Below are 25,509 nucleotides of genomic sequence, written 5' to 3' on the forward strand. Positions count from 1 at the left end.
CGAGAGAGCGGTGTCCCGGCCAAATGGCCGGGACACCGCTCTCTTGCCGTTCCGTCCCTATCCCCAGGTTTGCGCCTGTGGCGGGCCCTACGACGCGTTGCCGGCCGGAGGCCCGTCGTCAGCCGGCCCGCCGCCCGGTGCGGCGTGGGGAACCGTGCCCGTACTGCCCGATGCGTTGCCGGCGGGCGAGTCGGCTGTGGAGCCCGTGGCAGCGGTGTCCCCGGCGCGTGACTTCGCCTCCAGCCTCAGCGACTTGAGCTTGCGCCCCTGCGAACGCCACAGGTGCCAGAAGGCTGCAATGCCCGCGAAGAGCAGCGCGCCGGCCACCGCGCCGCCGATCGACCATGACGGGAACCAGATTGCCGAGGTGTTGATCATCAGCCTGGCTTTTTGCGCCGCGCCCGAGGAGTTCAGGTAGATGCCCAGCGTGAGCAGGTTCGGCAGTGCCGCAAGGACGGCAACGCCGATGATTGCCCACTTCCAGGGCCAGGAAACCTTCTTGTAGCGTGCCTGCCAGGCAATGAGCAAGGGGATGAAGGTGAAGAGGAAACCGTAGGTGAGGCCCAGCAGCAGCCCGCCGCTCAACGAACCCTGCGTTTGGTTGGCAATCCGGGTTGCCCACCAGACGGGCATGAAGAGCCTCAGGACGAGGAAGACGACGGCAAGAAGGGCAAGCCCTGCGGCTCCCAGTCCGATCCGCAGGCCCCATCGGGGTTTGGTGGTTGCGGCAACCCGAGGGGCACGCCCCTTGGGTGCGGAAGGAGGGGTATCAACTGAATCTGGCATGCGTGCATCATCCCATGCCGAAGCGGAAACGGCGGAGAATTTGCGGTCCCCTTGCACGGAATCCCCGATGGACGCGGGTAGGCTAATCTGGTTGTAGGCGCATTGCCCGAATCTGGGATGGGGCAGAAGCCTAGTGAGTCGTTTGAGATAGATTTTTGGGAGGACTGGACATGGATGAAACTCGGGTGCCGCACCAGCAGCGCGAGGCTTCGACCGAAACGACGGGCATCACCCTGCCTCCGGTGCAGCGAGAGCCAGTCGTCTTCTATGCCCTGAGCCCCGAGGAGCGCGCAGCGGTTTCGGCGTTGCCGGCCGGCTCGGCCCTGCTCATAGCACATTCCGGACCCAACCAGGGTGCACGTTTCCTGCTCGACGAGGACGCCACGCTGGCCGGGCGCCACCCGCAGGCAGACGTATTTCTCGACGATGTCACGGTCTCGCGCAAGCACGCACAGTTCCTCCGCGACGCCGAAGGATTCACCGTGGTCGACTCCGGTTCGCTGAACGGGACATACGTGAACAACGACCGCGTCGACTCGGTGCGACTTGCCAACGGTTCCGAAGTCCAGATCGGCAAGTTCCGGTTGACCTTCTACGTAGCACTGCCGCACAACCCGGCCAACACGCTCGACTAAGCGGGAAAACCAGTGAACCATGTAGCCCGAAACCCACGACTGGATGTCATCGGCGGCGAAAACGCGCGCCCTGTGGCACTCAATATCGGTGAGGTCCTTTCGGAGCTGCATGGGGAATTTCCGCAGGTGACGGCATCGAAGATCCGTTTCCTTGAGGAAAAAGGCCTGCTGACGCCGCAACGCACCTCGGCCGGCTACCGCAAGTACCTGCCCGACGACGTGGGACGCCTGCGTTTCATCCTGGGGCTGCAACGGGACCAGTACTTGCCGTTGAAGGTCATCAAGGACTACCTTGACGCCGTGGACAGGGGGGAACGGCCCGAGCAGCTTCCCGGTGGACACACGTTGGCCCCGCGCAGCATCAGCGAGCAGATGACCCAGGACCTTGTCGCGCACGCTCGTCCAGTCACCCGGGCAGAGCTCCAGGGGCTGTGCGGCGCCAGCGAGGAACTCATCGAGGACCTCGTGGCTTTCGGGATGATCGTTCCGGAGAACGACCGTTTCGACGAGCACGCGCAGAAGATCACCGCGGCGTCCGCGGCGCTGGCGGCCCACGGGATCGAACCCCGTCACCTTCGGGCCTTCCGTGCCGCTGCCGACAGGGAAGTCGGTCTGGTGGAGCGCGCGGTCGCACCCCAGTTGAGCAGGCGAGACGTCGCCTCCCGTGCCCGGGCCGCCGAGACGGCCCGCGAAATAAGCGATGCCTGCATGGCGTTGCATGGTGCATTGGTCAACGGTGCCATCGCCAAGCTTGACCACTAGGTCGACCGATCGACGGCGGCCCATGCCGGAGGGACGAAGCGAAGGAGTGAACCATGCACGAGCTTGAAGTGGTGGGTGTTCGCATTGAACTGCCCTCGAACCAACCCCTGGTCCTGCTCAAGGATGTCGATTCCAAGCGCCACCTGCCCATCTGGATCGGAGCCCCGGAGGCCTCGGCCATCGCCATGTTCCAGCAGGGGATCGTTCCGCCGCGCCCGTTGACCCACGACTTGATGATTGCCACCCTCGAGTCGCTCCACGCACCGCTGCTGCGAGTGGAGATCGTCTCCGTGCTCAATGCGGTCTTTACCGCAGAGCTCGTGTTTTCCAACGGCGTACGCGTTGATGCCCGTTCTTCCGACGCCATCGCCCTGGCGCTGCGCGCTGAATGCCCGATCATGTGCCACGACCATGTCCTGGACGAGGCGGGCGTGCTTGTCGCCGAGGACCAGGAGGCCGCTGAGGGCGAGGAAGCGCAACTGAAGGAATTCCGCGAATTCCTCGAAGAGGTCGAACCGGAAGATTTCGATAAATAGACGACCGTCGGCGACACGCCCCACCTTAGGTGTGAAGGTCTTTGACGAAGCCCCTTTCAAGTCGTACCGTCGAAATATAAGTTCCCATGGTTTGCCGACCGCGGACGCCGATTTCACTCGCAAGGAATCGTTCCACGCCATGAGCAACCCGCCCTCCCTTATGGGGATGCTTGAGCAAGGAGATTCAGATGAATCCCACAGATGATCAACGCGCAACCGAGACTCGGCCTGTCGCGTCGACCGGCAATACCCAGGGTCTGCTCTTCACCGAGGACCTGCCGGTGCTGGACGAAGATGCGGGCTACCGTGGCCCGATCGTCTGCAGGGCAGCCGGAATCACCTACCGCCAGCTCGACTACTGGGCCCGCACCGGCCTGGTCGAGCCAGCCGTCCGCATTGCCAAGGGCTCGGGTTCCCAGCGCCTCTACGGTTTTCGCGACATCCTTGTCCTCAAGGTGGTGAAGCGACTGCTGGACACGGGTGTGTCCCTGCAGCAGATCCGCACGGCCGTCGAGCACCTGCGCGAACGCGGGGTGGAGGACCTGGCGCAAATCACGCTGATGAGCGACGGTGCATCCGTCTACGAATGCACCTCCGCCGACGAGGTGATCGACCTGGTCCAGGGAGGCCAGGGCGTGTTCGGCATTGCCGTTGGCCGTGTCTGGCGCGAGGTGGAAGGCTCGCTGTCGCAGCTCCCCAGCGAGCGTGCCTCCGATTTCCCCGAGGACGAACTGGCCCAGCGCCGCGCCGCCAAGCGCACCGCGAGCTAGGGGAATTCCAACCAAGGATTCGTGCAACTGCCGGTCGGGCGAGTGACCCGACCGGCTTTTGCATATCCGGGAACCGCCACCAAATGACGGAACGCAACAGGGATGTAGGGGGACACAAGGGGACAGGCTCCTCCCGCCGGTTTCGGTGGGAGGAGCCTGCTCGTGAACGTATCGGGGGAGAGGGCGGCCGGAATGCCGGCTAGCGCGCGCGCATCTTGCCTGCGTCGGAAATGTTGCGCAACAGGTCATCGAACAGTTCCGCAGTCTTCCTGGCGGTCTTGCCGGGCCACTGGTGCACGGAATACGCGGCACCCTGGATCTGCTGCCAATCGGCGAACTCCGGCAGTTCGGGGCTGAGCACCGCACTGCCGAACATCGAACGCATTTCGGTGAGACGGAAGCGGTGCTCGTCGGAGTCCTTGCGCACCCTGTTGATCACGACGTCGATGGGACCCAGGTCCGGGGCGTATTCGTTGCGGAACATTTCCAAAGCACGTTGTGTGCGTTCGGTTCCCGCCACCGAGAACAGGCTCGGTTCGGCAACCAGCAGCACCCGGTCGCTGGCGCTCCATGCCATGCGGGTGAGGCCGTTGAGCGACGGCGGGCAGTCGATGAGGACCAGGGCGTACCCGGAGGTGCGCGCCAGCAGCTGGGTCAACCGGCGCAAGTCGCGTGCACGCAGGTCCGGCCGGTCGTAAATGCCGGTGTAGGCATCGCCCACCGCGACGTCGAGCACCGGGACGCGGGTCAGGGAACGCTTGGAGATCGCCTTGGCCTGCCAGGCGCTGGAGACGATGTTCTGGGAGAGGTCGGCCTTGCGCGCGATCTTCAGCATGCGGCCGATGGTCAACTTCTCGTCGGCACGCACGCCCAGGCCGGTGCTGGCGTCGGCATGCGGATCCAGGTCGATGACGAGCGTGGGAATCCCGGCTGCGAGGGCGGCCGAAGCGAGCCCCAATGTAACGGAGGTTTTTCCTACGCCACCTTTAAGGCTGCTAATGCTCACTACCTGCACGGAACGGACCACGCCCTTCTCTACTGTCGATTTCCCTGGATGCAACGATTGGTTCCCTTAATATCATAATCGGGTTCACGGACCTTTGCCGCCACGGTTACCGGCGTGCGGTGGAACCACTGTTGCGTAGCCCACGCAATCTTTTTGCCAGGGGTGCGCCAGATCACGGTATGGTGTGACCTTGGAAGCCAGAAACCTCGGCTTCCGCCACGAAACCATGTGTTCAGACCCTCGAACCCGCGTGGTTAATTCACCTTCAATACCATTTTGCAGGAGCGCCATGTTTACGAAGATCTTGGTAGCCAACCGCGGTGAGATCGCGATCCGTGCCTTCCGTGCCGGCTACGAACTGGGCGCAAAAACTGTCGCCGTGTACCCGTACGAGGACCGCAGCTCGATCCACCGCCAGAAGTCGGACGAGGCGTACCGCATCGGCGAAGAGGGCCACCCGGTCCGCGCCTACCTGGACGTTGCCGAGGTCATCCGCGTCGCCAAGGAATCCGGCGCCGATGCGATCTACCCGGGCTACGGCTTCCTCTCCGAGAACCCGGACCTGGCCCGTGCTGCCGCGGCAGAGGGCATCAAGTTCATCGGCCCCTCCGCGGACGTGCTTGAGCTCGCCGGCAACAAGGTTGCCGCGCTGAAGGCCGCACGCGCGGCGGGCATCCCGGTGCTGCAGTCTTCCGAGCCGAGCGACGACGTCGCCTACCTGACAGCGGAGGCCGACAAGATCGGATTCCCGGTCTTCGTCAAGGCCGTGGCCGGCGGCGGCGGACGTGGCATGCGCCGCGTCGACACCCGCGACCAACTGGCCGAGTCGCTCTCCGCGGCGATGCGCGAAGCCGGAAGCGCGTTCGGCGACCCCACGGTCTTCCTGGAGCAGGCGGTCCTGCGCCCCCGCCACATCGAGGTCCAGATCCTGGCCGACGAGCACGGCAACATCGTGCACCTCTTCGAACGCGACTGCTCGCTGCAGCGCCGCCACCAGAAGGTCATCGAGATCGCCCCGGCGCCGAACCTCGACGAGGGCATCCGCCAGGCGCTCTACGCCGACGCCGTGAAGTTCGCCAAGGCGCTGAACTACCAGAACGCCGGCACCGTGGAATTCCTCGTGGACACCGTGGGCGAGCGCGCCGGGCAGCACGTGTTCATCGAGATGAACCCGCGCATCCAGGTGGAGCACACCGTCACCGAGGAAATCACCGACGTGGACCTGGTTCAGTCGCAGATGCGCATCGCCGCGGGCGAGACCCTCGAGGACCTGGGCATCCGCCAGGACGAGCTGCAGATCCGCGGCGTCGCCCTGCAGTCCCGCATCACCACCGAGGACCCGGCCAACGGCTTCCGCCCCGACGTCGGAACCATCACCGTCTACCGCTCCGCGGGCGGTTCGGGTGTGCGTCTGGACGGCGGCACCATCTACACCGGTGCAGAGGTCTCCCCGCACTTCGACTCGATGCTCGTCAAGCTGACCTGCCGCGGGCGCGACTACAAGACCGCCGTGGCCCGCGCCCGCCGCGCCCTGGCCGAGTTCCGCGTCCGCGGCGTCACCACCAACATCCCGTTCCTGATGAACGTACTGGCGGACCCGCAATTCATCGCCGGGGACGTCGCCACCGACTTCATCGACAAGCGCCCGGACCTGCTGGCCGGGAACAAGTCGCAGGACCGCGGCACCAAGGCGCTGGCCTTCCTGGCCGGCGTGACGGTGAACCACCCCAACGGGCCGCGCGTCGAGGGCATCGACCCGCGCCTGAAGCTGCCCTCCTTCCCGGGCGACAAGCAGGCCGAACCGGACCGCAGCCCGTTCGACGGCCCCTCCACCGACCACGCCCCGGCCGCCGGCTGGCGCCAGCGCCTGCTGGAACTCGGCCCGGAGGGCTTCGCGAAGGCGCTGCGCGAGCAGAAGGCCGTCGCCGTCACCGACACCACCTTCCGCGACGCGCACCAGTCGCTGCTTGCCACCCGTGTGCGCACCCGCGACCTGCTGGCCGCGGCCCCTGCCTACGCGCACGTGATGCCGCAGCTGTTCTCCATGGAGGTCTGGGGCGGCGCGACCTACGACGTGTCGCTGCGCTTCCTGGGCGAGGACCCGTGGAAGCGGCTGGAGCTGCTGCGCGCCGAGCTGCCGAACATCCCGCTGCAGATGCTGTTGCGCGGGCGAAACACCGTGGGCTACACCCCGTACCCGACGGAGGTCACCGACGCGTTCGTGAAGGAGGCTGCGGCGACCGGCATCGACATCTTCCGCATCTTCGATGCGCTGAACGACGTCTCGCAGATGGCCCCGGCCATCAAGGCGGTCCGCGAAACGGGCACCGCGGTGGCCGAGGTGGCCCTGTGCTACACCGGCAACCTGCTGGACCCGAACGAGGACCTGTACACGCTGGACTACTACCTGGACCTGGCCCAGCAGATCGTCGACGCCGGCGCGCACATCCTGGCGATCAAGGACATGGCCGGCCTGCTGCGCCCGGCCGCCGCGGCCAAGCTTGTCACGGCCCTGCGCGAGCGCTTCGACCTGCCGGTTCACCTGCACACCCACGACACCGCCGGCGGCCAGCTGGCCACCCTGATGGCCGCGATCGACGCGGGCGTCGACGCCGTGGACGTTGCCGCCGCATCGATGGCCGGGACCACCTCCCAGCCCTCCTCCTCGGCGCTCGTTGCCGCGCTGGAGAACACCGAGCGCGACACCGGCATCTCGCTGGAAGCCGCGGCGTCCCTGGAACCGTACTGGGAATCCGTGCGTGCCATGTACGCGCCGTTCGAATCGGGGCTCGCCGCCCCGACCGGACGCGTCTACCGCCACGAGATCCCCGGCGGCCAGCTCTCGAACCTGCGCCAGCAGGCCATCGCGCTGGGCCTGGGCGAGCGCTTCGAGGCCATCGAGGACATGTACACCGCCGCCAACCACATCCTGGGCCGTCTGGTGAAGGTCACTCCGTCCTCCAAGGTGGTGGGCGACCTGGCCCTGCAGCTGGTGGGCATGGGCGTTGACCCCGAGGAGTTCGCGAAGGACCCTAAGTCCTTTGACATCCCGGACTCGGTCATCCAGTTCCTCTCCGGCGAGCTCGGCAACCCGCCGGGCGGCTGGCCGGAGCCGTTCCGCTCCAAGGCGCTCGAGGGCCGCGTCGTGCGCCCGCGCATCGAGGAGTTGGCCCCGGAGGACTCCGCGGCGCTGCAGGCCGACCCGGAAACCCGCCGCTCCACGCTGAACCGCCTGCTCTTCGCCGGGCCGGCCCGCGACTTCGCGGCAACCCAGGAAACTTACGGGGACCTTTCCTCGCTGCATACTCGCGACTACCTCTACGGCCTGGTCAAGGGCCGCGAGCACGTGGTCTCGCTGGGCAAGGGCGTGCGTCTGCTGGTGTCCCTGCAGTCGGTCTCCGAGGCCGACGAAAAGGGCATGCGCACCGTGATGGTCACCCTCAACGGCCAGTCGCGCCAGCTGATGGTGCGCGACAATTCCGTGGAATCCACGGCGGTGCTCGCCGAGAAAGCCGACACAAGCAACCACGGCCACGTGGCAGCGCCATTCGCCGGTGCCGTCACGGCAAAGGTCGCCGTGGGTGACACCGTCGAGGCCGGGGCGACGGTGGCGACCATCGAGGCCATGAAGATGGAGGCGGGCATCACCTCCGCCATCGCCGGCACCGTGAGCCGCCTGGCCATCGGCGGCACCGCCCAGGTGCAGGGTGGCGACCTGCTGCTGGTGGTCGTACCGGCCTAGCCACGGCCCACCGGTACAAGCACCGCGAAACCAACGAGAGCGGGGACGGACGCCACCGGGCGCCCGTCCCCGTTCCCGCGTTAATGGGGCCGGGTGCGGCGCTACACGCACCGCGGCAGGCAGCGCTTCTCGTCGGGCAATGCCGCGCGTGCGACTGCCGAAAAGTCCCGCCGCGGACATAGACTTCGGGGACATTGGGGTAGCGAACATCATCGTCGAGAAAAACAGCGAAAAGGGGTCGGGTTTCATGACAGGGAGTTCTGCGGGATTCTTCGCCAGACTGTTCCGGAAGCGCGGGAGCACCGCGGGCCGGGATGGGGGTCAAGGCATGCCGGCGGGCGAGCTGGGCATGCCGGAGGCGACCGAACCGGATCCGGCCCCGCGGCCCGGGGCCGCTGCGGGCCTGCACGCCGCGGCGGTGCCGGTGGACGGCGGAGCCGAGACCGCGGGGGAGGGCGGCCGCAGCGGGCAGCAGGTCGCCTCCGGGGCGCCCGGGACCGTCACAGTCGTCGCCCTGGAGGAGCACGCGGGCCTGGCGACGCTGTGCGCCGCGCTCGAATACCGGCTGGAGGACCAGGGACTGCTCATCCGCAGTGCCGGCCCGGGACTGATGCGCGCCGCCTTCGACGGGATGCTCAAGGACACCGACGTGCTGGTCCTGCTGGCACCGCCCGCGGCCGAGGCGACCGGCGGCTTCGGGGAGAAACTTGAGTGGCTCGAGGCCAACGGCAATGCCGCGCTCGTGGAGCGCACGGTGTTCGTCGTCAACTACGGCGCCGCACCCGGGGGCGGTGCGCTGGAGCTCCCCGCCTCCCTCACCCGGCCCGTGGTGGTGCTGCCGCACGATGCCGCCCTCGGCCTGGCTGCCGCAGAACGCCGCGCCCCGCGGCGCGAGGCCCGGCACGCGCTGGACCAGCTGGTGTCCGCCGTCACCGGGATCGCCGCGGCACGGGCGGGAAGCTAGCGCCGTGGTGCACTACGACCTCGCGATCGTCGGCTCGGGATCCGGGAACTCGCTCATCACCCCGTTCTGGGACGGGAAGAAAGTGGCAATCATCGACGGCGGGACGTTCGGCGGGACCTGCCTGAACGTCGGGTGCATCCCCACCAAGATGTTCGCCTACCCGGCGCAACTGGCGGCCGGCGCCGCCCAGGCCCGGGAACTTGGGGTGGACCTGGTGCACCGGGGCAGCGACTGGGCCGCGATCCGGGAACGGATCTTCGGGCGCATCGACGCGATCTCCGAGAGCGGCCGGCACTACCGGGCCGAGCAGCTGGAAAACGTCGATCTCTACCAGGAACACGTCACGCTCACAGACGACCACCGGCTGGTGACGGATTCCGGGACGGTGATCGACGCCGCGCAGGTGGTGATAGCCGCCGGATCCCGCGCCGTGCTGCCGCAGGTGCCGGGCACCGGGCTGCCCGGGGTCCACACCTCGGACACCATCATGCGGATCGAGGGGCTGCCCGATCGCCTGGTGGTGGTGGGCGGAGGGTACGTGGCCAGCGAGTTCGCCGCGGTCTTCGCCTCCTTCGGCTCGAAGGTCACCCAGGTGAACCGCTCCGGCGCTCTGCTGCGCGAGCAGGATGCCGAGATTTCCGCCGCCTTCACCGCGGCCGCGGCGCGGCGCTGGAACGTGGAGCTGGACGCCGTGTTGGAGCGCATCGAGGAACACGAAGGCCACCTGCGCCTGCACTTCACGCGCCACGGCGGGGAGCTGGTGCTGGAGGCCGACACGGTGCTGGTCGCGGTGGGCCGCCGCCCGAACACCGATACCCTGGGCGTTGCATCGCTCGGCCTTGAGCTGCGCGGCAACGGTGCCCTGCGCGTCGACGCCTACCAGCGCGTGCTGCGCGGCGGGGAGCCCGTGGCCGGGGTGTTCGCACTGGGCGACGTGGCCAACGTTGACCAGCTCAAGCACGTCGCAAACCGCGAGGCCCGGGTGGTGGCGCACAACCTCGAGCACCCCGGGGATCTGCGGGCCATGGACCGCAGCGCCGTGCCGGCCGCGGTGTTCAGCAACCCGCAGGTCGCCTCCGTCGGGCTCACCGAGGCCCAGGCGATACACGCACACGGGGCCGACCACGTGGCGACGGCGACCCAGCCCTTCGGCTCCACCGCCTACGGCTGGGCGATGGAGGACACCGAGGGGATCGTGAAGCTTGTGGCACACACGGGCACCCGCCGGCTGCTCGGTGCCCACCTGATGGGGCACGAGGCGGCGCTGCTGGTCCAGCCGCTGATCCAGGCCATGGCCACGGACCTCGACCTGGTGGAGATGGCGCGCGGGCAGTTCTGGATCCACCCGGCACTGAGCGAGGTCGTCGAAAACGCGTTGCTGTCCCTCGGGCTGGAACCCCGGCCCGGGGATCCGCTCTGAGCCCGCCGCAGCGGCGGCACCGGAATTCGCGGCGGCACGGGAATGCCGGGAAAAACAGGAATGCGGGGCGGGACGGACACCTGGGTGTCCGTCCCGCCCCGCATGCGCAAGGGGTGCCTCCGGCAGGGGCCTGCGTGGCTGCCGGCCTCAGGCGCGCGGCTTGACGCCCCCGTAGATCTCCTCGACCACGGAATCGAAGTCCTTGAGGACCTGCGCCCGCTTGATCTTCATCGACGGGGTCAGATGCCCGGATTCTTCGGTGAAGTCGGTCGGGACGACCCGGAACTCCTTGATCTGCTCGGCGCGCGAGACACTGGTGTTCGCCGAGGCGACAAGCACCGAGATGGCCTCGCGGACCTGCGGCATGACGGCGGCCTGCGCCACCGTGGTGCCGGCCGGCAGGTGGTGGCGCTCCAGCCAGCCCGGCAGCGCCTCGGGGTCCAGGGTGACAAGCGCGGAGATGAACGGGCGGGCATCGCCCACCACAACGCACTGGGAGACCAGGGCGTCGGCACGGATCTGGTCCTCCAGCATCGCCGGGACGACGTTCTTGCCGCTGGCCGTGACGATGATTTCCTTCTTGCGCCCGGTGATGCGCAGGAAGCCGTCGGCATCCAGCTCGCCGATGTCCCCGGTGCGGAACCAGCCGTCGACGAAGGTCTCCCCGGTGAGGTCCGGGCGGTTGTGGTAGCCGCGCATCACGCAGAAGCCCTTGGCAAGGATCTCCCCGTCCTCTGCGATCCTCACGCCGTTGCCGGGCAGCGGGCGCCCGACAGTGCCGATCTTGATCTGCTTCGGGGTGTTCACGGTGATCGGCGCCGTGGTCTCGGTCAGGCCGTAGCCCTCCAGGACCGTGAGGCCGATGCCGTGGAAGAAGTGGCCCAGGCGTTCGCCCAGCGGGGCGCCGCCGGAGACCGCATGCACCACGTTGCCTCCCATGGCCGCACGGATTTTCGAGTAGAGCAGCACGTCGAAGAGCTTGTGCTTGAGCTTCAGGCCCAGCGGCACCTTGCCCTCCTGCTCTGCGCGGGAGAAGGCGATGGCGGTGTCGGCGCCGGCATGGAAGATCTTGCCCTTGCCACCGTCCTCGGCCTTGAGCATCGAGGAGTTGTAGACCTTCTCGAAGACGCGCGGCACGGCCAGGATGAAGTTGGGCTGGAACGACTGCAGGTCGCCCATCAGGTTCTTCACGTCGGCGGTGTGCGCGACGCGTGCGCCGGCCGCCACGCAGAGCACGGAGATGAAGCGCGCGAAAACGTGGGCCAGCGGCAGGAACATGATGGTCGAGGCGCCCGGGTAGACGCACTCTGGCAGCGCGGTTGCGGCGTTGTCGCTGAGCTCCACGAAGTTCGAGTGCGTCAGCTCGCAGCCCTTGGGGCGCCCGGTGGTGCCGGAGGTGTAGATGATGGTGGCCAGCGAGTCCAGGCCCGCCGAGGAGCGGCGCTCCTCCAAGACCGCGTCGCTCACCCCGGTCCCCGCCTCGCGCAGGGCGTCCAGGCCGTCGCCGTCGATCTGCCACACGTGGTCCAGGCCGTCCAGGCCCTCTTGGTGGGCGGCCTGGCGGACGACGTGCTCGTGGCGCGGAGACTCGACGACCACGGCCGCGGCCTGCGAGTCACCGAGGATCCAGGCCACCTGGCTGGGGGAGGAGGTCTCGTAGACCGGGACGGTGACGCATCCGGCGAACCAGATGGCGAAGTCGACGAGCGTCCACTCGTACCGGGTGCGGGCCATCAGGCCGATCCGGGCGCCGGGCTCGATGCCGCTGGCGATGAAGCCCTTGGCCAGGGCCGAGGCGTCGGCGGCGAACTCGGAGGCGGAGATGTCGATCCAGTTGCCGTCGGGTCCCGGCTTCGAGAGCAGCGGCGGATTTGCCGCCGAGCGTGCGTGACGCAGCAGCAAGTCCGTGGTGTTGGTCTGGGGCGGCGATTCCACCAGTGGTGGGACAACTAGTTCCTGCATCGGGGCTCCTTCGGTCCGAGGGCCGGCATCTGCAAGGCTGCTGCCGGTCCCGTTACCACCATCCTAGTGGCTTGCGTCACATTGTTTACTGAGTAGTAACTTACGGCGATTCGCCGGTCAGCGCAACCTGGCCCCCGCCGGGCGCCTCCTCGGTGAAGACCGCCTCGATCCCGGGCGGTCCGGGCCCGCCGTGGGGCACGCGGGAGGACCTGGATCAGATGCGCGCCCCGTCGTCGTCCTCGTGCCGGTATCGCGGCAAACGGGCAAAGAGGAACGCTCCCGCTGCCAGTGCCACCACGCACAGCCCGATCCACAGAGGCATGGGGGCCCGGCGCCAGAAAATGGCAAGGACCAGCAGCATCAGCGGGGCGCCCGCGGCGGCGACCCAGGCAAGGGTGAGCAGCGGGTTGCCCGAGCCAAGTGCCGGGGGCTCCTCCGGGACGAAGCCCTCTTCGTCCTCGGCGACCTCGTAGTCGCGCGGGCCTCCGAGAGCCGGGTGCATCTGGAAGAGTCCGGGGTCGACGCGGGCCGTTCCGGGCGAGGTGTTCCCGCGGACGGTTTCCCCCGGCTCGCCCTGGCCCGGGGCCGGGTCTTCCTCCAAACGGCGGACCAGGTCCGCCCAGACGGCGTCGTCGGAATCGCCGGGCGTGTCCGGCTCGTGGAACGGATCAGCCATGGTGTGTGTTGCCCAGCTTCCTGAAGAACTCGATTGACTCGTTGAAGATCTCCTCGGCCTCGTAGTCGAGCGTTGCCACGTGGTAGCTGCGCTCCAGCCGGCGGACGTGGACTGGCAGGGAATCGTCGAGCCCGGAACGCAGCACCTCGATGCTGCTCTCGGGGACCACGTGGTCCTGGTCGGAGCGGAAGACGATGACCGGCGAGGTGATCCTGGGCAGGCCCTGCGTCGCGGCCTTGAACAGCTTGCGCAGCTGGTGCACCCCGCCGATCGGGGTGCGCGAATAGGCCTGCTCGTCGCCGCCGGGCTTGGCGATGTCGTTGGCTATCGACTTGATCGAGGGCACGAAGTAGCGCAGCACGCCGGTGAACCTGACCATCGGTGAGGCAATGGTCAGCCCGGGGTTCACCAGGGCCAGTCCGGCCGGGGAATGGGTTGCCGCCAGGTGCAGGGCCAGTGCCCCGCCCATGGACATGCCCGCCACGTAGACCCGGGAATGCCTTGCCGCAAGGGCCTCGTAGGCCTGCTCCACGGCAGAGACGATGTCCGAGTGCGGGGTGCGGGCGAGTTCCTGCCAGCTCGTCACGTGCCCGGGCAGGACCGGCAGGTCAACGGTGTACCCGGCCTTGGCGAATGCCTGTGCCCAGGGCAGCATGCTGGCCGGGCCGGCGGTGAACCCGTGGATCACCAGAACGGCCTCGCCGTTGTCTCCCTGGTGGTGGAACGGTGCGTTGGCTCCGGCGTCTACCCCGGAAACCTTCTGGTTGCTTGGCACGGCGTGCTCCTTGCATGGGTGTGGCCCCGCGGCTCTCGCGGCGGGGGCCGGGTATGACCTTTGGCAATGTTTTGCCTACAGTTAGAGCCTAACCGAGAACGACTGAATCATCGGTTGATGTGAGGCGTGGGCTTTTTTGCGTGCCCTCCAGCAGCAACCCGAACCGGCCCGGAAGGCACACACCACATGTTTTACCTGTTCATGAAGCGGTTCATCGTCGGACCGCTGGTAACGGTGTTCTTCAGGCCGTGGGTCAAGGGGATCGAGCACATCCCCGAAACCGGCGGGGCGATCCTGGCCAGCAACCACCTCTCGGTCTCCGACTCGATTTTCCTGCCCGTGGCCGTCGACAGGCCGGTGATCTTCCTGGCCAAGAGCGACTATTTCAACGGCAAGGGTCTCAAGGGCCGCATCACCGCGTGGTTCTTCCGGATGATCAACCAGCTGCCGATGGACCGGTCCGGCGGCGCTGCGAGCGCCAACTCGCTGGGCGCAGGCGCCCAGGCGCTGGTCGACGGCCAGCTGCTGGGCATCTACCCGGAAGGTACCCGCAGCCCCGACGGGCGTCTGTACCGCGGCAAGCTCGGCGTGGCCAAGCTCGCCCTCCAGGCCGGGGTCCCGGTGATCCCCGTGGCGATGATCGGCACCGACAAGGTCCAACCGATCGGCAAGCGCGTGCCGAACATACGCCGCGTCGGCATGATCATCGGCGAGCCCCTGGACTTCTCCCGCTACGCGGGCATGAGCGAGGACCGGTTCGTGCAGAGGTCTGTCACCGACGAGATCATGTATGCGATCATGCGCCTCTCCGGCCAGGAATACGTCGACACCTACGCGGCAACGGTGAAGGCGCGGCTGGATGCCGAACGCCGCGAGCAGCAAGCCAAGAAGCAGCAGGACAAGAAGTAGCGGGGCGGGAACCGGCGGCGCACTGTGAACGCCGGGCTACCTTGGGTTACGCGCCCGATGCCCTCCCGGCGGGCGCTGAGGTTTAGGCTTTAAGGGTGACTCAGCTACCTTCGAATTCCTCATTGCCAGGCCGTTCGCCGGCGGGCCCCGCCGCAGACCCCGCACTGGACATCTGGCGCACCCTGCCGATCGCCCAGCAGCCGACCTGGAACGACAACCCGCACTATGCCGAGTCCATCCGTGAACTCGGCTCCCGCCCCCCGCTGGTCTTCGCCGGCGAGGTCGACGTGCTGCGCGAGCGCCTGGCCGCGGCAGCCCAGGGCAAGGCCTTCCTGCTGCAGGGCGGGGACTGCGCGGAGACCTTTGACGGCGCCACCGCCGACAAGATCTCCTCGCGCGTGCGCACCATCCTGCAGATGGCCGTCGTGCTCACCTACGGCGCCTCCATGCCGGTCATCAAGATGGGCCGCATGGCCGGCCAGTTCGCCAAGCCGCGTTCCTCCAACGACGAGACCCGCGAGGGCGTGACGCTGCCGGCCTTCCGCGGCGACATCGTCAACGGCTACGACTTCACCCCGGAGTCCCGCGCCCACGACCCGCGCCGCATGGTGCAGGCCTACAACACCTCCTCGGCCACGCTGAACCTGATCCGCGCCTTCACCCAGGGCGGCTTTGCCGACCTGCGCGACGTGCACTCCTGGAACAAGGGGTTCACCACCAACCCGGCGCACACCGCCTACGAGCAGCTGGCCGGCGAGATCGACCGAGCTGTCAAGTTCATGGACGCCTGCGGTGCGGACTTCGAGGCGCTCAAGCGCACCGAGTTCTTCGCCTCCCACGAAGCCCTGCTGCTTGACTACGAGCGCGCACTGACCCGCACCGACTCGCGCACCGAGCTGCCCTACGACACCTCCGGGCACTTCCTGTGGATCGGTGAGCGCACCCGCCAGCTCGACGGCGCGCACGTCGACTTCCTCTCCCGCGTCCGGAACCCGATCGGCGTCAAGCTCGGCCCGACCACCTCCCCGGAGGATGCGCTGGCGCTGATCGAGAAGCTCGACCCGAACCGCGAGCCGGGCCGCCTGACCTTCATCACCCGCATGGGCGCGAAGAACATCCGCGAGAAGCTGCCGAACCTGGTCGAGAAGGTCACGGCCTCCGGCGCCCAGGTCCTCTGGGTCACCGACCCGATGCACGGCAACACCGTGACCAGCGGCAACGGCTACAAGACCCGCAACTTCGACGACGTCATGGACGAGGTCCGCGGCTTCTTCGAGGTGCATGACGCGCTGGGCACCTTCCCGGGCGGCCTGCACGTGGAGATGACCGGCGACGACGTGGCCGAGTGCCTCGGCGGCGCCGACCCGATCCGCCAGGAACAGTTCGACGACCTGTACGAGTCGGTCTGCGACCCGCGCCTGAACCACCGCCAGTCCCTGGAGATGGCGTTCCTCGTCTCCGGTGCGCTGGCCAAGCGCGGGGCCCGCAAGTAGCGGATCCCGCACCGGCGGCTTAAGCCGATGGCCGGGTTCCTCCCACCCCGTGTGGAAGGAACCCGGCCATCTCGCGTTGTGCGCAGGTGTACCGCCGTGAAGCCCGGCAGGCCCGAGTTGCCACTGGAATCCAGTCGCCTCGGGAACCAGTCGGTTTGGCGACCAGTGTGCTAGACGACCACCAGCTTGACGGTCGATCCCTCCGGTGCCGTTCCGCCAGCCGGGGTCTGGGAGCGCACCGTGCCGAAGAACCCGCCAAGGAACTCCTCCACATCGACCTTGAACCCGAGCGCCTCGAGCGCCGCCTTCGCCTCGTCGACCTGCTGGCCCTGTACATTGGGGACCTCAACCATCCGAGGGCCGCGGGAGAGCACGTAGCCGACCGTTGAACCGCGCTCCGCGGTGCCTCCTGCGGGCTTCTGCGAAACCACCGATCCCTCGGGAACCGTGCGGCTGTACGCCTTCGAGTCCTCGGCGCCCTTGAGGCCGGCGTCCTTGAGCGTCGACTTGGCCTTCGACTCCTTCATGCCCACGATGTTCGGAACGTCCACCGGTGCCGGGCCGCGGGAAACCACGAGGGCGACGGCGCTGTTGCGCCGGACCTTTTCACCGGTCCCGGGGGAGTGGCTGATGACCACGCCCTTGTCGACCTCCTCGGAGTACTTCCGCGACACCTTGCCCGGGGCCAGGTTGGCCTCGGTGAGGTCCTTTTCGGCGTCGGCCTGCTTGCGGCCCGTCAGGTTGGGCACGGCAAAGAGCTCCGGTCCCTTGGAAATGTCCAGCCTCAGGCCTTGAAACCTGCGGATCGTTTCCCCCGCGACGGGATCACTTCCCACCACGAGGCCGCGCTCGATCTTCTCGTCGAAAACATCACGGCTTGAGGCCGAGACCCCCTGGGACTCGAGCTGCGAGATCGCCTCGGCTCGGGACATGCCAGTCAGTGTCGGCACCGTGAACGGCGCACCGGGCCCCATCCCGAAGAACAGCCCGGCCGCCACGATGGCCGCAGCAAGGACGGCCAGCAACACGGCCACCAGCCACTTGCGCCCGGCCGACGACTTCGGCGCGAGCTGGTGCGTGGGGATCTGCGCTTCCTTCTTCCACGCCAGTTCCGCTGCCCGGGCCTCCTTCTTTGCCTGGCGGACCGAGGGCGGCCGCTGGCCGGGACCCGGAACCGCGGCCAGCTGGCCGGTGTTGCCGGCCGCCGGCCCTTGGCCCGTGGAGAGCACGCTGGTGTGGTCCGGGTGGGAGTGCAGCAACGTCGTCTCAGGTGCCGGCTGGCCCATCGCCTGGGTCCTGTCGTCGGCGAAGGACGCCGCGTCCGGGAACCCCGGGGTCATGGCCTGGGTGGTGTCCATGGCTGAGTGGGGGAAGGCTGCCGTGGCGTCGGCGTGCGGCGCCTGGGCGTCCGCATCACCCTCCGCGCCCACCGGCGCCGCAGCGGCTGCGCCTTCGGCCGCCGAGCTGCGGAACAGCTGTGCCTGCGCCAGCCTGTCGTGGACCGTGGTCTGCGGTGCCCCGGCCGGGGGGATCAGGTCGCTGATGCCGCCGAGGGTCTCCGCGTCCAGGTCAAGCTGTTCACGGGACAGCGATTGCTGGATCTGCTTGATGTCGCTGAGCAGGAACGAGGCATCCTGCGGGCGGTCCTCCGGATCCTTGTTGGTGCAGTAGGCGACGAGTTCGTCGAGTTCGGGGGAGAGGCCCGGCACAAGCGCCGAAGGCGCCGGAACCCGGTCGTTGATGTGCTTGAAGGCCAGTCCGTAGGCGCTTTCGGAGCTGAACGGCTGCTGCCCGGTGAGCAGCTCGTAGGCGATGATGCCCACGGCGTAGATGTCGCTGCGTTCGTCGGCCGGGTCGCCCACGGCCAGCTCGGGGGAGATGTAGGCGGCGGTGCCGAAGAACGTTGTTGCGTTGGTGTGCGCCGAGGCGGCACGGGCCAGCCCGAAGTCGGTGACCTTCACACGCCCCTCGTCGGAGATGAGCACGTTCGCCGGCTTCATGTCCCGGTGGACGATGCCTTCGGCGTGCGCGACGGATAGGCCGGTGCAGATGGCCTGCAGCACCGCCAGCGTCTGTCGCGGGGTGAAGCGGCCGCGTTCGGCAAGAACCTCGCGCAGGTTCAGCCCGCGCACGTACTCCATGACCAGGTAGGCTGCATCGCCCGAGACATGGTGGTCGCGGACACCCACGATGTTCGGGTGGTTCAGGTCGGAGGAGATGATGGCTTCTGCGGCGAAGCGCTCAAGCACCACCGGGTCGGAGGCCATGTGCGCGTGCAGCACCTTGACGGCCACCGTGCGGTGCAGGCGGGTGTCCATGGCGCGGTACACGGTGGACATGCCGCCGTCGGCGATGCGTGCATCCAGCCGGTAGCGGCCATCGAGGGTAACGCCAATGCGTGGGTCGGTTCGGGGCTCTGTCACTTATCGATCGTAACTATTGGTGCGGACATCGGGTTGTTCCAACACGAATTCGTCCCGCATTGTTGCTGCGGGACCGGGCCCGGGTCGGCAGGCTCGGGGTGCGCGATCGGGGGCCGGTTCCAATGGAACCGACCCCCGATCGAAATCTTGGTGCTGTGAAGCGTCAGGACGCGCGACGGGCGCGTGCTGCCCGGCGCTTGAGCGCACGGCGCTCGTCTTCGCTCATGCCGCCCCAGACACCGGCATCCTGGCCGGATTCGATGGCCCATTGCAGGCAGGTGTCGACGACGGGGCATCGTCGGCAGACGCTCTTGGCTTCTTCAATCTGGAGCAGAGCCGGTCCGGTGTTTCCAACCGGGAAAAACAGCTCCGGGTCCTTGTCCAGACAGGCCGCGCGGCTACGCCAATCCATGCTTGATGATGCTCCTTGAAAGTAGGTCTGAGGAAGAACTGCCCGGGGGCTTGCAGCCGGGGCGAAAACAGCAAGAGGGGAGAATTTGCCTCGCCCGGTCGACTGCCTAACAAGGTTTTCATGTTACGTTCACGTAAACAAGGGGCCGGTGTTGTAAATACGCCCACAGTCTTGAGTGCTTCGTCACAGGCCGCCGCGGAAGGGCGTCGACTAACAGGTTTCGCCGCGACTGACAAGGGTGTTGTTGGGCACCTTCGGTTCCGTTCGCCCCGGTTTCCTGGCGCTTCCGCTTTCGCTTCCGGGGGCGTGCCCGGCTAGATTTGTGGGGTGATGAACCAGCCTGCCGTGCACCCGTCCAACCCCGTTCCCAAACGCCGCCCGGTTTCGGTGCTGCTGATCAGCGCACTGCTGGTGCTCGAGGGTGCCTCGGTGCTCGCCTACGGGGTTTTCTATGCGATGCAGCTGGGGGACCCGGGCACGTTGGGCCTTGGCGCACGGCTGTTCATGCTGGCACTGGTCGTCGCGGCCGGGGCGTGGCAGTTGCTGGTTGCCCACTTCTTCTTCCGGGGCCGCGCCTGGACCCGCGCCGCGGTGTTGGTCTGGCAGGTTTTCCAGATCATCCTGGCGTTCCAGTTCGTGATGCCCGGCAACGCGTTGATGGCCTGGTTGTGGCTGATTCCCGCGGCCGTTGTCACGGTGTTGCTCTTTGACCCGCGTACTACCGGCTACCTGGGCGACCGCCCGTCGGCCGGCGACGCTAACTAGCCCCTCAATCGCTTGCACCGGCACCGCCCACACATTGGATCTGGCGCAGTGAACCGTTCGCCCAGACCAGGCCCCGGCCCGGAACGCGGCGGTTTTCGGGAACAAACCTGAAGCCGGAGGGATCTGCATCGGTGGTGGTGTGAGGGCCCAACACCAGGAAGCTGTGCTGCCCGCGCACCACCGAGCCGAGCCCGAGCTCCATGATGATGCGCGCCGACGGCTCGGTGGTGAAGACCACCTGGATGCGGGCCGCCACGAGTAGCTCGAGGGCCAGGACGGCTTCGCGCACACGCAAATCCGCCCTGTCGATCAGCACCAGTTCCACCTCTGATTCCGCGAAGCGGCCCTCCACGAGATGGCCGGTGTACGAGGGAAGTGCGTCGTCCGGGGCGAAGCGCAGGCACGCCGGGGCCCCGGTCCTGCGCCGCACGGCCAGATAGTCGAACAAAGCCCCCTTGCCCGATCCCTCGGGGCCGATGACCACCCCGACCTGCCCCGGGGACCACAGGAACACCCGGTTGTCGGGACCGCACACGCCGATCGGCAGACCTGCACGGCCGGAGTCGTCCGCGTGCCGCGATGGGCGTTCCGGCAACGGCGATGCTTCGAGGCCTGCGGGGCTCAGCGACTCCGGCAGCGGGAGATTGCGAAGCCACCGTGGCGGGGCGCCGGCGGCGTGCCCGCCGACGGCCGCGTGGTCGAGCAACTGGAACTCGGTTCCGGTTTCGGGCTCGCCCGGACCCAGCAGCAGGCCGCGCCCCCGGACCGGGGCGACCTGCTTGAGCTTGGGCCAACCCACCAGGATTTCCGGCCCGGCCCCGCGTGGGAAGTACCAGCGTGTTTCGCACAGCGAGGCGATGCGGGAACCTGCCAGTTCACGGTCCCCGCAGAGCACCAATGCCCGGCCCGGCGACTGGGCGGTCCGCGCAAACACGCCCAGTGCGGCTTCCAACAGTGCATGGGTTCCCGGCCCCAAGGTTTGCGCCCAGCCGCCGAGCCCGCTCACCACCAGCACCAGCGGGTCCGTCCGCTCCGCGGAGGCCAGCTGCAGGAGCAGTTCCGCGATGCGCCAGGAATCCTGCGGACCGAAGTAGCCGCCGACCCCGGGGTGGCCGGCGAGTTCCGGGTGGACGCCGTTGCCGTCGAGTACGAAGCACGGTGCCGTCCATGTCGACTGGTTCAGTGAGCGGACCAACAGGGGTGGTACGTCCTCGATGCCGGACCCCGGAAGCCCGCAAGCTACCAGCCCCGCGCACCGCCGGACGTCGAATCGCAGGGCCGTGCGGCGGGCGGATTCCACGCGGTCGACCAGACCGACAGCGGTGTCGTCGTCGGTTTGCAGCAGTACCGCGCGTGGAAGCTGTACCAAGGCCCCGGGCAGTGCGGGGGAAAACGGATTTGCCGCCCTTTCCTGCCCGTCCCAGATGCCACGGATCCGCTCTACGGCGCCCGCTGTCCCATGGGCCGGGGCTTGCGGCATCGTTGCCGCCTCGTCGAGTCCCTGGTGCCACACTGGCGCCCGAAGGCTTCTGCCCCACGCGCGAAGGCTTGCCCCGCCGCCGGTCGAGGCATTGCGGTGCACCCGGAATTTCAGGGGAACCCCGGCACCGGTGCGCAGGTAGGCCCACCCTGGTTCGGCGGGGTCCAGGTGCGCTGCAGCGTCGGTGCCCAACAGGTCCGCTGACTCGAACTCTCCAGCGGTGCGCAGGACGATGGCCGTGGTGATGTTGGCGCGCAGCTGCGCGTTCAGCGTCCCAGCAGGTCGTTGGGTGCTGATCACCAGGTGGATGCCCAGGGACCTTCCGACGGTGGCCACCTGTACCACCTGCTCCAGCGCCCCGGGAAGCTCGGTGGCCAGAACACGGAATTCGTCGACCACCACGACAAGCGCCGGCAACAGCGGGTCCGCCCCCGTACGAGCCTCCCGGTATCCGGCGAAGTCCGTGGCCTGGTGGGCTGCCAGCAAGCGCTCGCGTCGACGCAATTCGCAGGCAAGTTGCTCCATCACCCGGCGGGCGGCAGCGGTGTCGAGGTCCGAGACAAGGTTTTGCACGTGTGGCAGCCCGGCCAAGGGTGCCAACGTCGCGCCGCCCTTGAAATCCACCAGCATGAAGGCCAGTTCATGAGGGCCGTGCTCGCGGGCCAGCCCAAGCACCAGGGTGCGCAACAGCTCCGACTTGCCGGACCCCGTGGTTCCGGCAACCACCAGGTGGGGCCCGTGGCGGAGCAAGTCCAGTTCCAACGGGAGGCCGTCAGCGTCCCCGACGACGGTGCGAAGCGTCGTCGGGGATACGTCGGCTGGATCCTTGCCGGTTTCCGGTGGGAGTCCCCGGGCCGGGGACTGTGCGGTTCCGTCCGCGCTCGCCAGAACGCGGCGGACGGCTCGCGCCAGGGTTTCGAAGCCCAGGGTCGCGGGCTCGATCTGCAGCCCGCCGGGGGCCGACGCGTCCGCGAGCCACGGGTTGTGGAGCGCCGCGGGTTCCTCCAGGTGCAGGAACCCGCCGGAGTCGACGGTGGCCTGGGCATGTGGCCGACCGGGCGCCCAGCCGCAGTGGATCCACGCCACCGGCGAGCCGGGGTATCCAGCCGCGCGTCCGACGATGCGACCGACAGGCACCGGGCCGGCTCCGCCGGGTTCCCCGGGAGCCAGCAACACGACGGTGGGCACGGGCGAACCCCCTTCGTTCCCCAGGATGTCCGAGGCGGCGTCGCAAACCCGGACCCCACGGAGCATCAGGAACTCGGCGGGCAGGAATTCAGCCGGTCCCGCCACCACCACACGCAACGCACCGGCGTGAAGCAGCGGCAGCCAGCGCACCAGCATGGCCCGCAGGAGCCCCGCCCACGCCGTGGTTCCGCCTTCGAGTGCCAGGCACAGTCCGTCGTACGCGGCGAACACCACGGGAGAGCGATGCGCCGGATCGCCCCGGGCGGCCAAGGTGCCCGCGGAAGCGGCTCCGGCTCCGGAACCGGACCGGAGCCAAGCGCGCTGCACCGCATGGCCCAGCGCCAGCGGAGGGAAGCCGTCCGGGGCCGTGGTTTCTTCTCGATGCAGCCCCGCCGCAACCAATCCGATCGGTACCGCCAGCTCTTCGCGCCTGGCCGTGTCCTCGGCGCGGGCCAGCCTGAGGGCGCGCCGGTGGGCCCGCCTGGCCCTGAGCATGAGGTACGCGGGAAGGCCGCCGGTGACCAAGGACAGCGTGGAGAACAACAGGAAGAAGGCGCTGCCGGTCATCAGGTAGAGCCCGGCACCGACTACCAGCGGTGCCGCAGCACCAAGCAGCAAGGGGCCGGGGTTCGTGGGCGGCTCGCGGCCCTCGAACACGACGGGCTTCAGGGGCCACACGGCGTGCCCGGCCAACGTCCCGGGCTGTGGACCTGGGCGGCCCCGGAGTCCCGCGAGTGCCACGAAGGCAAGGGTGCTTCCTCCGACGCTGAATCGTTCGCCAAGCAGCATGCGCCTCTCGTGGATCCGGGTTTCGGCGAACCACGTCCCGTTGGCCGATCCCTCGTCGCTGAGGGTGATCGAGGTGTCCGAAACGAGAATGACCGCGTGCCTCCTCGAGAGCCCGGGGTCATCGATGCGGACATCGGCATCGCCGCGGCCCAGCGAGTACGCCCCGCGCAGCAGCGGAAGCATTCCGCCGGGATCGGGTCCCTCCAACACCACCAGAGCCGCACCTGCGAACCCCTCGCCGGGTACTGCCGGCCCGTTGGCAGGATCCTGGCCTCGGGTCTTGAGGGGCACGGCGATCGGCGCGTCGCACAGGAGGATCGAGCCGTCCGCCGGCAACACCGCGATCCCGTCGAGCGGTTCCCGGCCCAGGTACCAGGTGGAACCGGGCCAATGGCGCTCCAGCGCCGCGGCCAGCTGCGGCCCGCCGGACGGGCTGGGGGAGGAAAGCTCAAGGAGTGCCCGCCGCCGCGGATCCTCCGAACTCAACCTGATGAACAGCCGCCCGGCCATTTTGTGCCTTCCTGCGCGGATGCCGCGCATCGAAACCTTCCGCGACAACCGTAAGAGCGCACGTGGGAAGCCGGTGGACGGGCGAGGCCGGCTGTGGAGAAGGGTGCCGTGGTCCACCCGGGTTATCAACAGATTCCCCCGCGCCCTTGTTTGGCCCTCGAAAGCGCGGGTATTGTCGCCGTAATTGCTGGGATCCCGGCGTCACATGGGGCAAGAGTGGTGGCCAGAGGCAGGTGTTGGACGGCGCACCGGATTCCGCGGGGAACCCGGGCGAGCCATCCGGGACCGGAGGAAGCGGGGGCAAGGTGTGGATGCAGTAACGATCGTGGTCGATGAGGTGCGCGAGCTCATCCGCCGGCACGGGCTCGATCCTGCAACGCAGCTGGGCGACGTGCGCCGGCTGGCCGAGGAAGTGGTCCGCGACTACGACGCACGATCCCTCATGGGCGTACTGCCGCCGTTGGGCGACTTGTCGGTGGCCCGGCGCCGTGTGCTCGATGCCGTGGCCGGGCTCGGTGCCCTGCAGCCGCTGCTCGATGACCCGGAGATCGAGGAGATCTGGATCAACGGCCCGCACGAGGTCTTCGTCGCCCGCGGGGGCACCTCCGAACTCACCTCGATCCGCATCCCGGAGCCGGAGATCCCCGCACTGGTCGAGCGCATGCTCAAGGCCTCCGGACGAAGGCTCGACCTCTCCCAACCCTTCGTCGACTGCCAGCTGGCCGACGGTTCGCGCCTGCACGTGGTCATCCCGGACATCACCCGGCGGCACTGGGCCGTGAACATCCGCAAGTTCATTGCCCGGGCCAGCCGGCTGGAGCACCTGGTGGAACTCGGGGCCATCACCCCGCAGGCCGCCCACTACCTGGATGTCGCCGTCGCGGCGGGGCTGAACGTGCTTGTCTCGGGGGCCACGCAGGCCGGGAAAACGACCATGCTCAACTGCCTTTCCTCCTCGATCGGCAGCCGCGAACGCGTGGTCACCATCGAAGAGATCTTCGAGTTGAAGATCCACCTGCGCGACGTCGTCGGGCTGCAGACGCGGCAGCCGAACCTGGAGGGCACCGGCGAAATCGACATGCGCAAGCTAGTCAAGGAGGCGCTGCGCATGCGCCCGGACCGGCTGATCATCGGGGAGGTGCGGCAAGCCGAATCCCTTGACATGCTGATTGCCCTGAATTCAGGTCTGCCCAAGTTTGGCTTTGAGCTATATAACTAAGAGCTGGTCAATCGGACAATCTCCGGCCCTCAAACTCGGGTGAATGCTAGTTCTAAACTGAGGTAATCTATGCGTGTTTTTATTCCCATGGAATCGGTTGAGTTGCAGTTTACGACGTCCAGCCAACCACTACGGGTGCGCCGCTAGGGCCGCGTGTCGAACGTCATCGCCGAACCAGAGCGCTGGTTTGAGCGGGTGAAGTGATGGCGTACCAGGTTGCGGGTATCACAAGGAAGCCCTGTTCCGGATCGATGGGCTCCTATGAGAGGCTTGAATAAGCCTTGGTG

At 67.9% G+C, this 25,509-nt stretch carries 18 protein-coding genes and 1 pseudogene; 11 read left to right on the forward strand and 8 right to left on the reverse strand.

The features are described from left to right. Positions 1–87 precede the first annotated feature (87 nt). On the reverse strand, positions 88–786 hold the full coding sequence (locus tag ACSYDW_RS06885; protein WP_438337989.1) for a hypothetical protein: 699 nt from the start codon (positions 784–786) through the stop codon (positions 88–90). 170 nt (positions 787–956) lie between these two features. On the opposite strand from ACSYDW_RS06885, the gene ACSYDW_RS06890 reads away from it, so the two are divergent. The 4 genes from ACSYDW_RS06890 (at position 957) to ACSYDW_RS06905 (ending at position 3,489) form a co-directional block, all read left to right on the forward strand. Next, positions 957–1,421 (forward strand): FHA domain-containing protein, encoded by a 465-nt coding sequence (locus tag ACSYDW_RS06890; RefSeq protein WP_438337990.1) that lies wholly within the window; start codon positions 957–959, stop codon positions 1,419–1,421. 72 nt (positions 1,422–1,493) lie between these two features. Continuing rightward, entirely contained in the window at positions 1,494–2,183 is a 690-nt protein-coding gene (ftsR, locus tag ACSYDW_RS06895) for a transcriptional regulator FtsR (protein ID WP_438337991.1), read from the forward strand. Positions 2,184–2,236: 53 nt separating this feature from the next. Continuing rightward, positions 2,237–2,719 carry a bifunctional nuclease family protein gene (locus ACSYDW_RS06900; protein WP_438337992.1) on the forward strand — a complete coding sequence of 161 codons (483 nt, stop codon included), beginning with the start codon at positions 2,237–2,239 and terminating at the stop codon, positions 2,717–2,719. 188 nt (positions 2,720–2,907) lie between these two features. Beyond that, the gene (locus tag ACSYDW_RS06905; protein ID WP_438337993.1) at positions 2,908–3,489 is read left to right on the forward strand and encodes a MerR family transcriptional regulator; all 582 of its coding nucleotides are present in this window, start codon (positions 2,908–2,910) and stop codon (positions 3,487–3,489) included. A gap of 199 nt (positions 3,490–3,688) precedes the next feature. Here ACSYDW_RS06905 and ACSYDW_RS06910 read toward each other — a convergent pair whose 3' ends face one another. Further along, positions 3,689–4,504, reverse strand: a complete 816-nt coding sequence (locus tag ACSYDW_RS06910) for a ParA family protein (protein WP_438338380.1) — start codon at positions 4,502–4,504, stop codon at positions 3,689–3,691. A gap of 280 nt (positions 4,505–4,784) precedes the next feature. Between ACSYDW_RS06910 and ACSYDW_RS06915 the strand changes: the two genes are divergently transcribed. The 3 genes from ACSYDW_RS06915 to ACSYDW_RS06925 all read left to right on the forward strand — a co-directional run bounded on the left by ACSYDW_RS06915 (position 4,785) and on the right by ACSYDW_RS06925 (position 10,621). Further along, positions 4,785–8,237, forward strand: coding sequence for a pyruvate carboxylase (locus tag ACSYDW_RS06915; protein ID WP_438337994.1), 3,453 nt, complete (start codon positions 4,785–4,787; stop codon positions 8,235–8,237). Between the two features lie 328 nt (positions 8,238–8,565). Further along, entirely contained in the window at positions 8,566–9,201 is a 636-nt protein-coding gene (locus ACSYDW_RS06920; protein WP_438337995.1) for a hypothetical protein, read from the forward strand. A 4-nt stretch (positions 9,202–9,205) separates the two neighbouring features. Further along, a complete protein-coding gene (locus tag ACSYDW_RS06925; RefSeq protein ID WP_438337996.1) occupies positions 9,206–10,621 on the forward strand; it encodes a mycothione reductase in 1,416 nt (471 codons plus the stop codon). 147 nt (positions 10,622–10,768) lie between these two features. Here ACSYDW_RS06925 and ACSYDW_RS06930 read toward each other — a convergent pair whose 3' ends face one another. From ACSYDW_RS06930 to ACSYDW_RS06940, 3 genes are all read right to left on the reverse strand, one after another. After that, on the reverse strand, positions 10,769–12,583 hold the full coding sequence (locus tag ACSYDW_RS06930) for an AMP-dependent synthetase/ligase (protein ID WP_438337997.1): 1,815 nt from the start codon (positions 12,581–12,583) through the stop codon (positions 10,769–10,771). Positions 12,584–12,797: 214 nt separating this feature from the next. Continuing rightward, on the reverse strand, positions 12,798–13,259 hold the full coding sequence (locus ACSYDW_RS06935; protein ID WP_438337998.1) for a hypothetical protein: 462 nt from the start codon (positions 13,257–13,259) through the stop codon (positions 12,798–12,800). Continuing rightward, entirely contained in the window at positions 13,252–14,034 is a 783-nt protein-coding gene (locus ACSYDW_RS06940) for an alpha/beta hydrolase (RefSeq protein WP_438337999.1), read from the reverse strand. The genes ACSYDW_RS06935 and ACSYDW_RS06940 overlap by 8 nt, the downstream gene beginning before the upstream one ends. A 186-nt stretch (positions 14,035–14,220) precedes the next feature. Here ACSYDW_RS06940 and ACSYDW_RS06945 point away from each other — a divergent pair, with 186 nt between their 5' ends. Beyond that, complete coding sequence (locus ACSYDW_RS06945; protein WP_438338000.1) at positions 14,221–14,943, forward strand: lysophospholipid acyltransferase family protein; 723 nt, start codon at positions 14,221–14,223, stop codon at positions 14,941–14,943. Positions 14,944–15,038: 95 nt separating this feature from the next. Beyond that, positions 15,039–16,436 (forward strand): class II 3-deoxy-7-phosphoheptulonate synthase, encoded by a 1,398-nt coding sequence (locus ACSYDW_RS06950; protein ID WP_438338001.1) that lies wholly within the window; start codon positions 15,039–15,041, stop codon positions 16,434–16,436. Positions 16,437–16,606: 170 nt separating this feature from the next. Here the strand turns inward: ACSYDW_RS06950 and ACSYDW_RS06955 are convergent, their stop codons facing one another. Further along, the gene (locus ACSYDW_RS06955) at positions 16,607–18,859 is read right to left on the reverse strand and encodes a Stk1 family PASTA domain-containing Ser/Thr kinase (protein ID WP_438338002.1); all 2,253 of its coding nucleotides are present in this window, start codon (positions 18,857–18,859) and stop codon (positions 16,607–16,609) included. Positions 18,860–19,022: 163 nt separating this feature from the next. Then, complete coding sequence (locus tag ACSYDW_RS06960) at positions 19,023–19,271, reverse strand: WhiB family transcriptional regulator (RefSeq protein WP_068738138.1); 249 nt, start codon at positions 19,269–19,271, stop codon at positions 19,023–19,025. Positions 19,272–19,601: 330 nt separating this feature from the next. On the opposite strand from ACSYDW_RS06960, the gene ACSYDW_RS06965 reads away from it, so the two are divergent. Continuing rightward, the gene (locus tag ACSYDW_RS06965; protein ID WP_438338003.1) at positions 19,602–20,036 is read left to right on the forward strand and encodes a hypothetical protein; all 435 of its coding nucleotides are present in this window, start codon (positions 19,602–19,604) and stop codon (positions 20,034–20,036) included. Positions 20,037–20,040: 4 nt separating this feature from the next. Here the strand turns inward: ACSYDW_RS06965 and ACSYDW_RS06970 are convergent, their stop codons facing one another. Beyond that, positions 20,041–24,003, reverse strand: coding sequence for an FtsK/SpoIIIE domain-containing protein (locus ACSYDW_RS06970; RefSeq protein ID WP_438338004.1), 3,963 nt, complete (start codon positions 24,001–24,003; stop codon positions 20,041–20,043). 307 nt (positions 24,004–24,310) lie between these two features. Here ACSYDW_RS06970 and ACSYDW_RS06975 point away from each other — a divergent pair. Beyond that, positions 24,311–25,195, forward strand: a pseudogene (locus ACSYDW_RS06975) (TadA family conjugal transfer-associated ATPase); the annotation flags it as partial. Positions 25,196–25,509 lie beyond the last annotated feature (314 nt).

The organism is Paeniglutamicibacter selenitireducens, assembly GCF_051550675.1.
Lineage (GTDB): Bacteria > Actinomycetota > Actinomycetes > Actinomycetales > Micrococcaceae > Paeniglutamicibacter.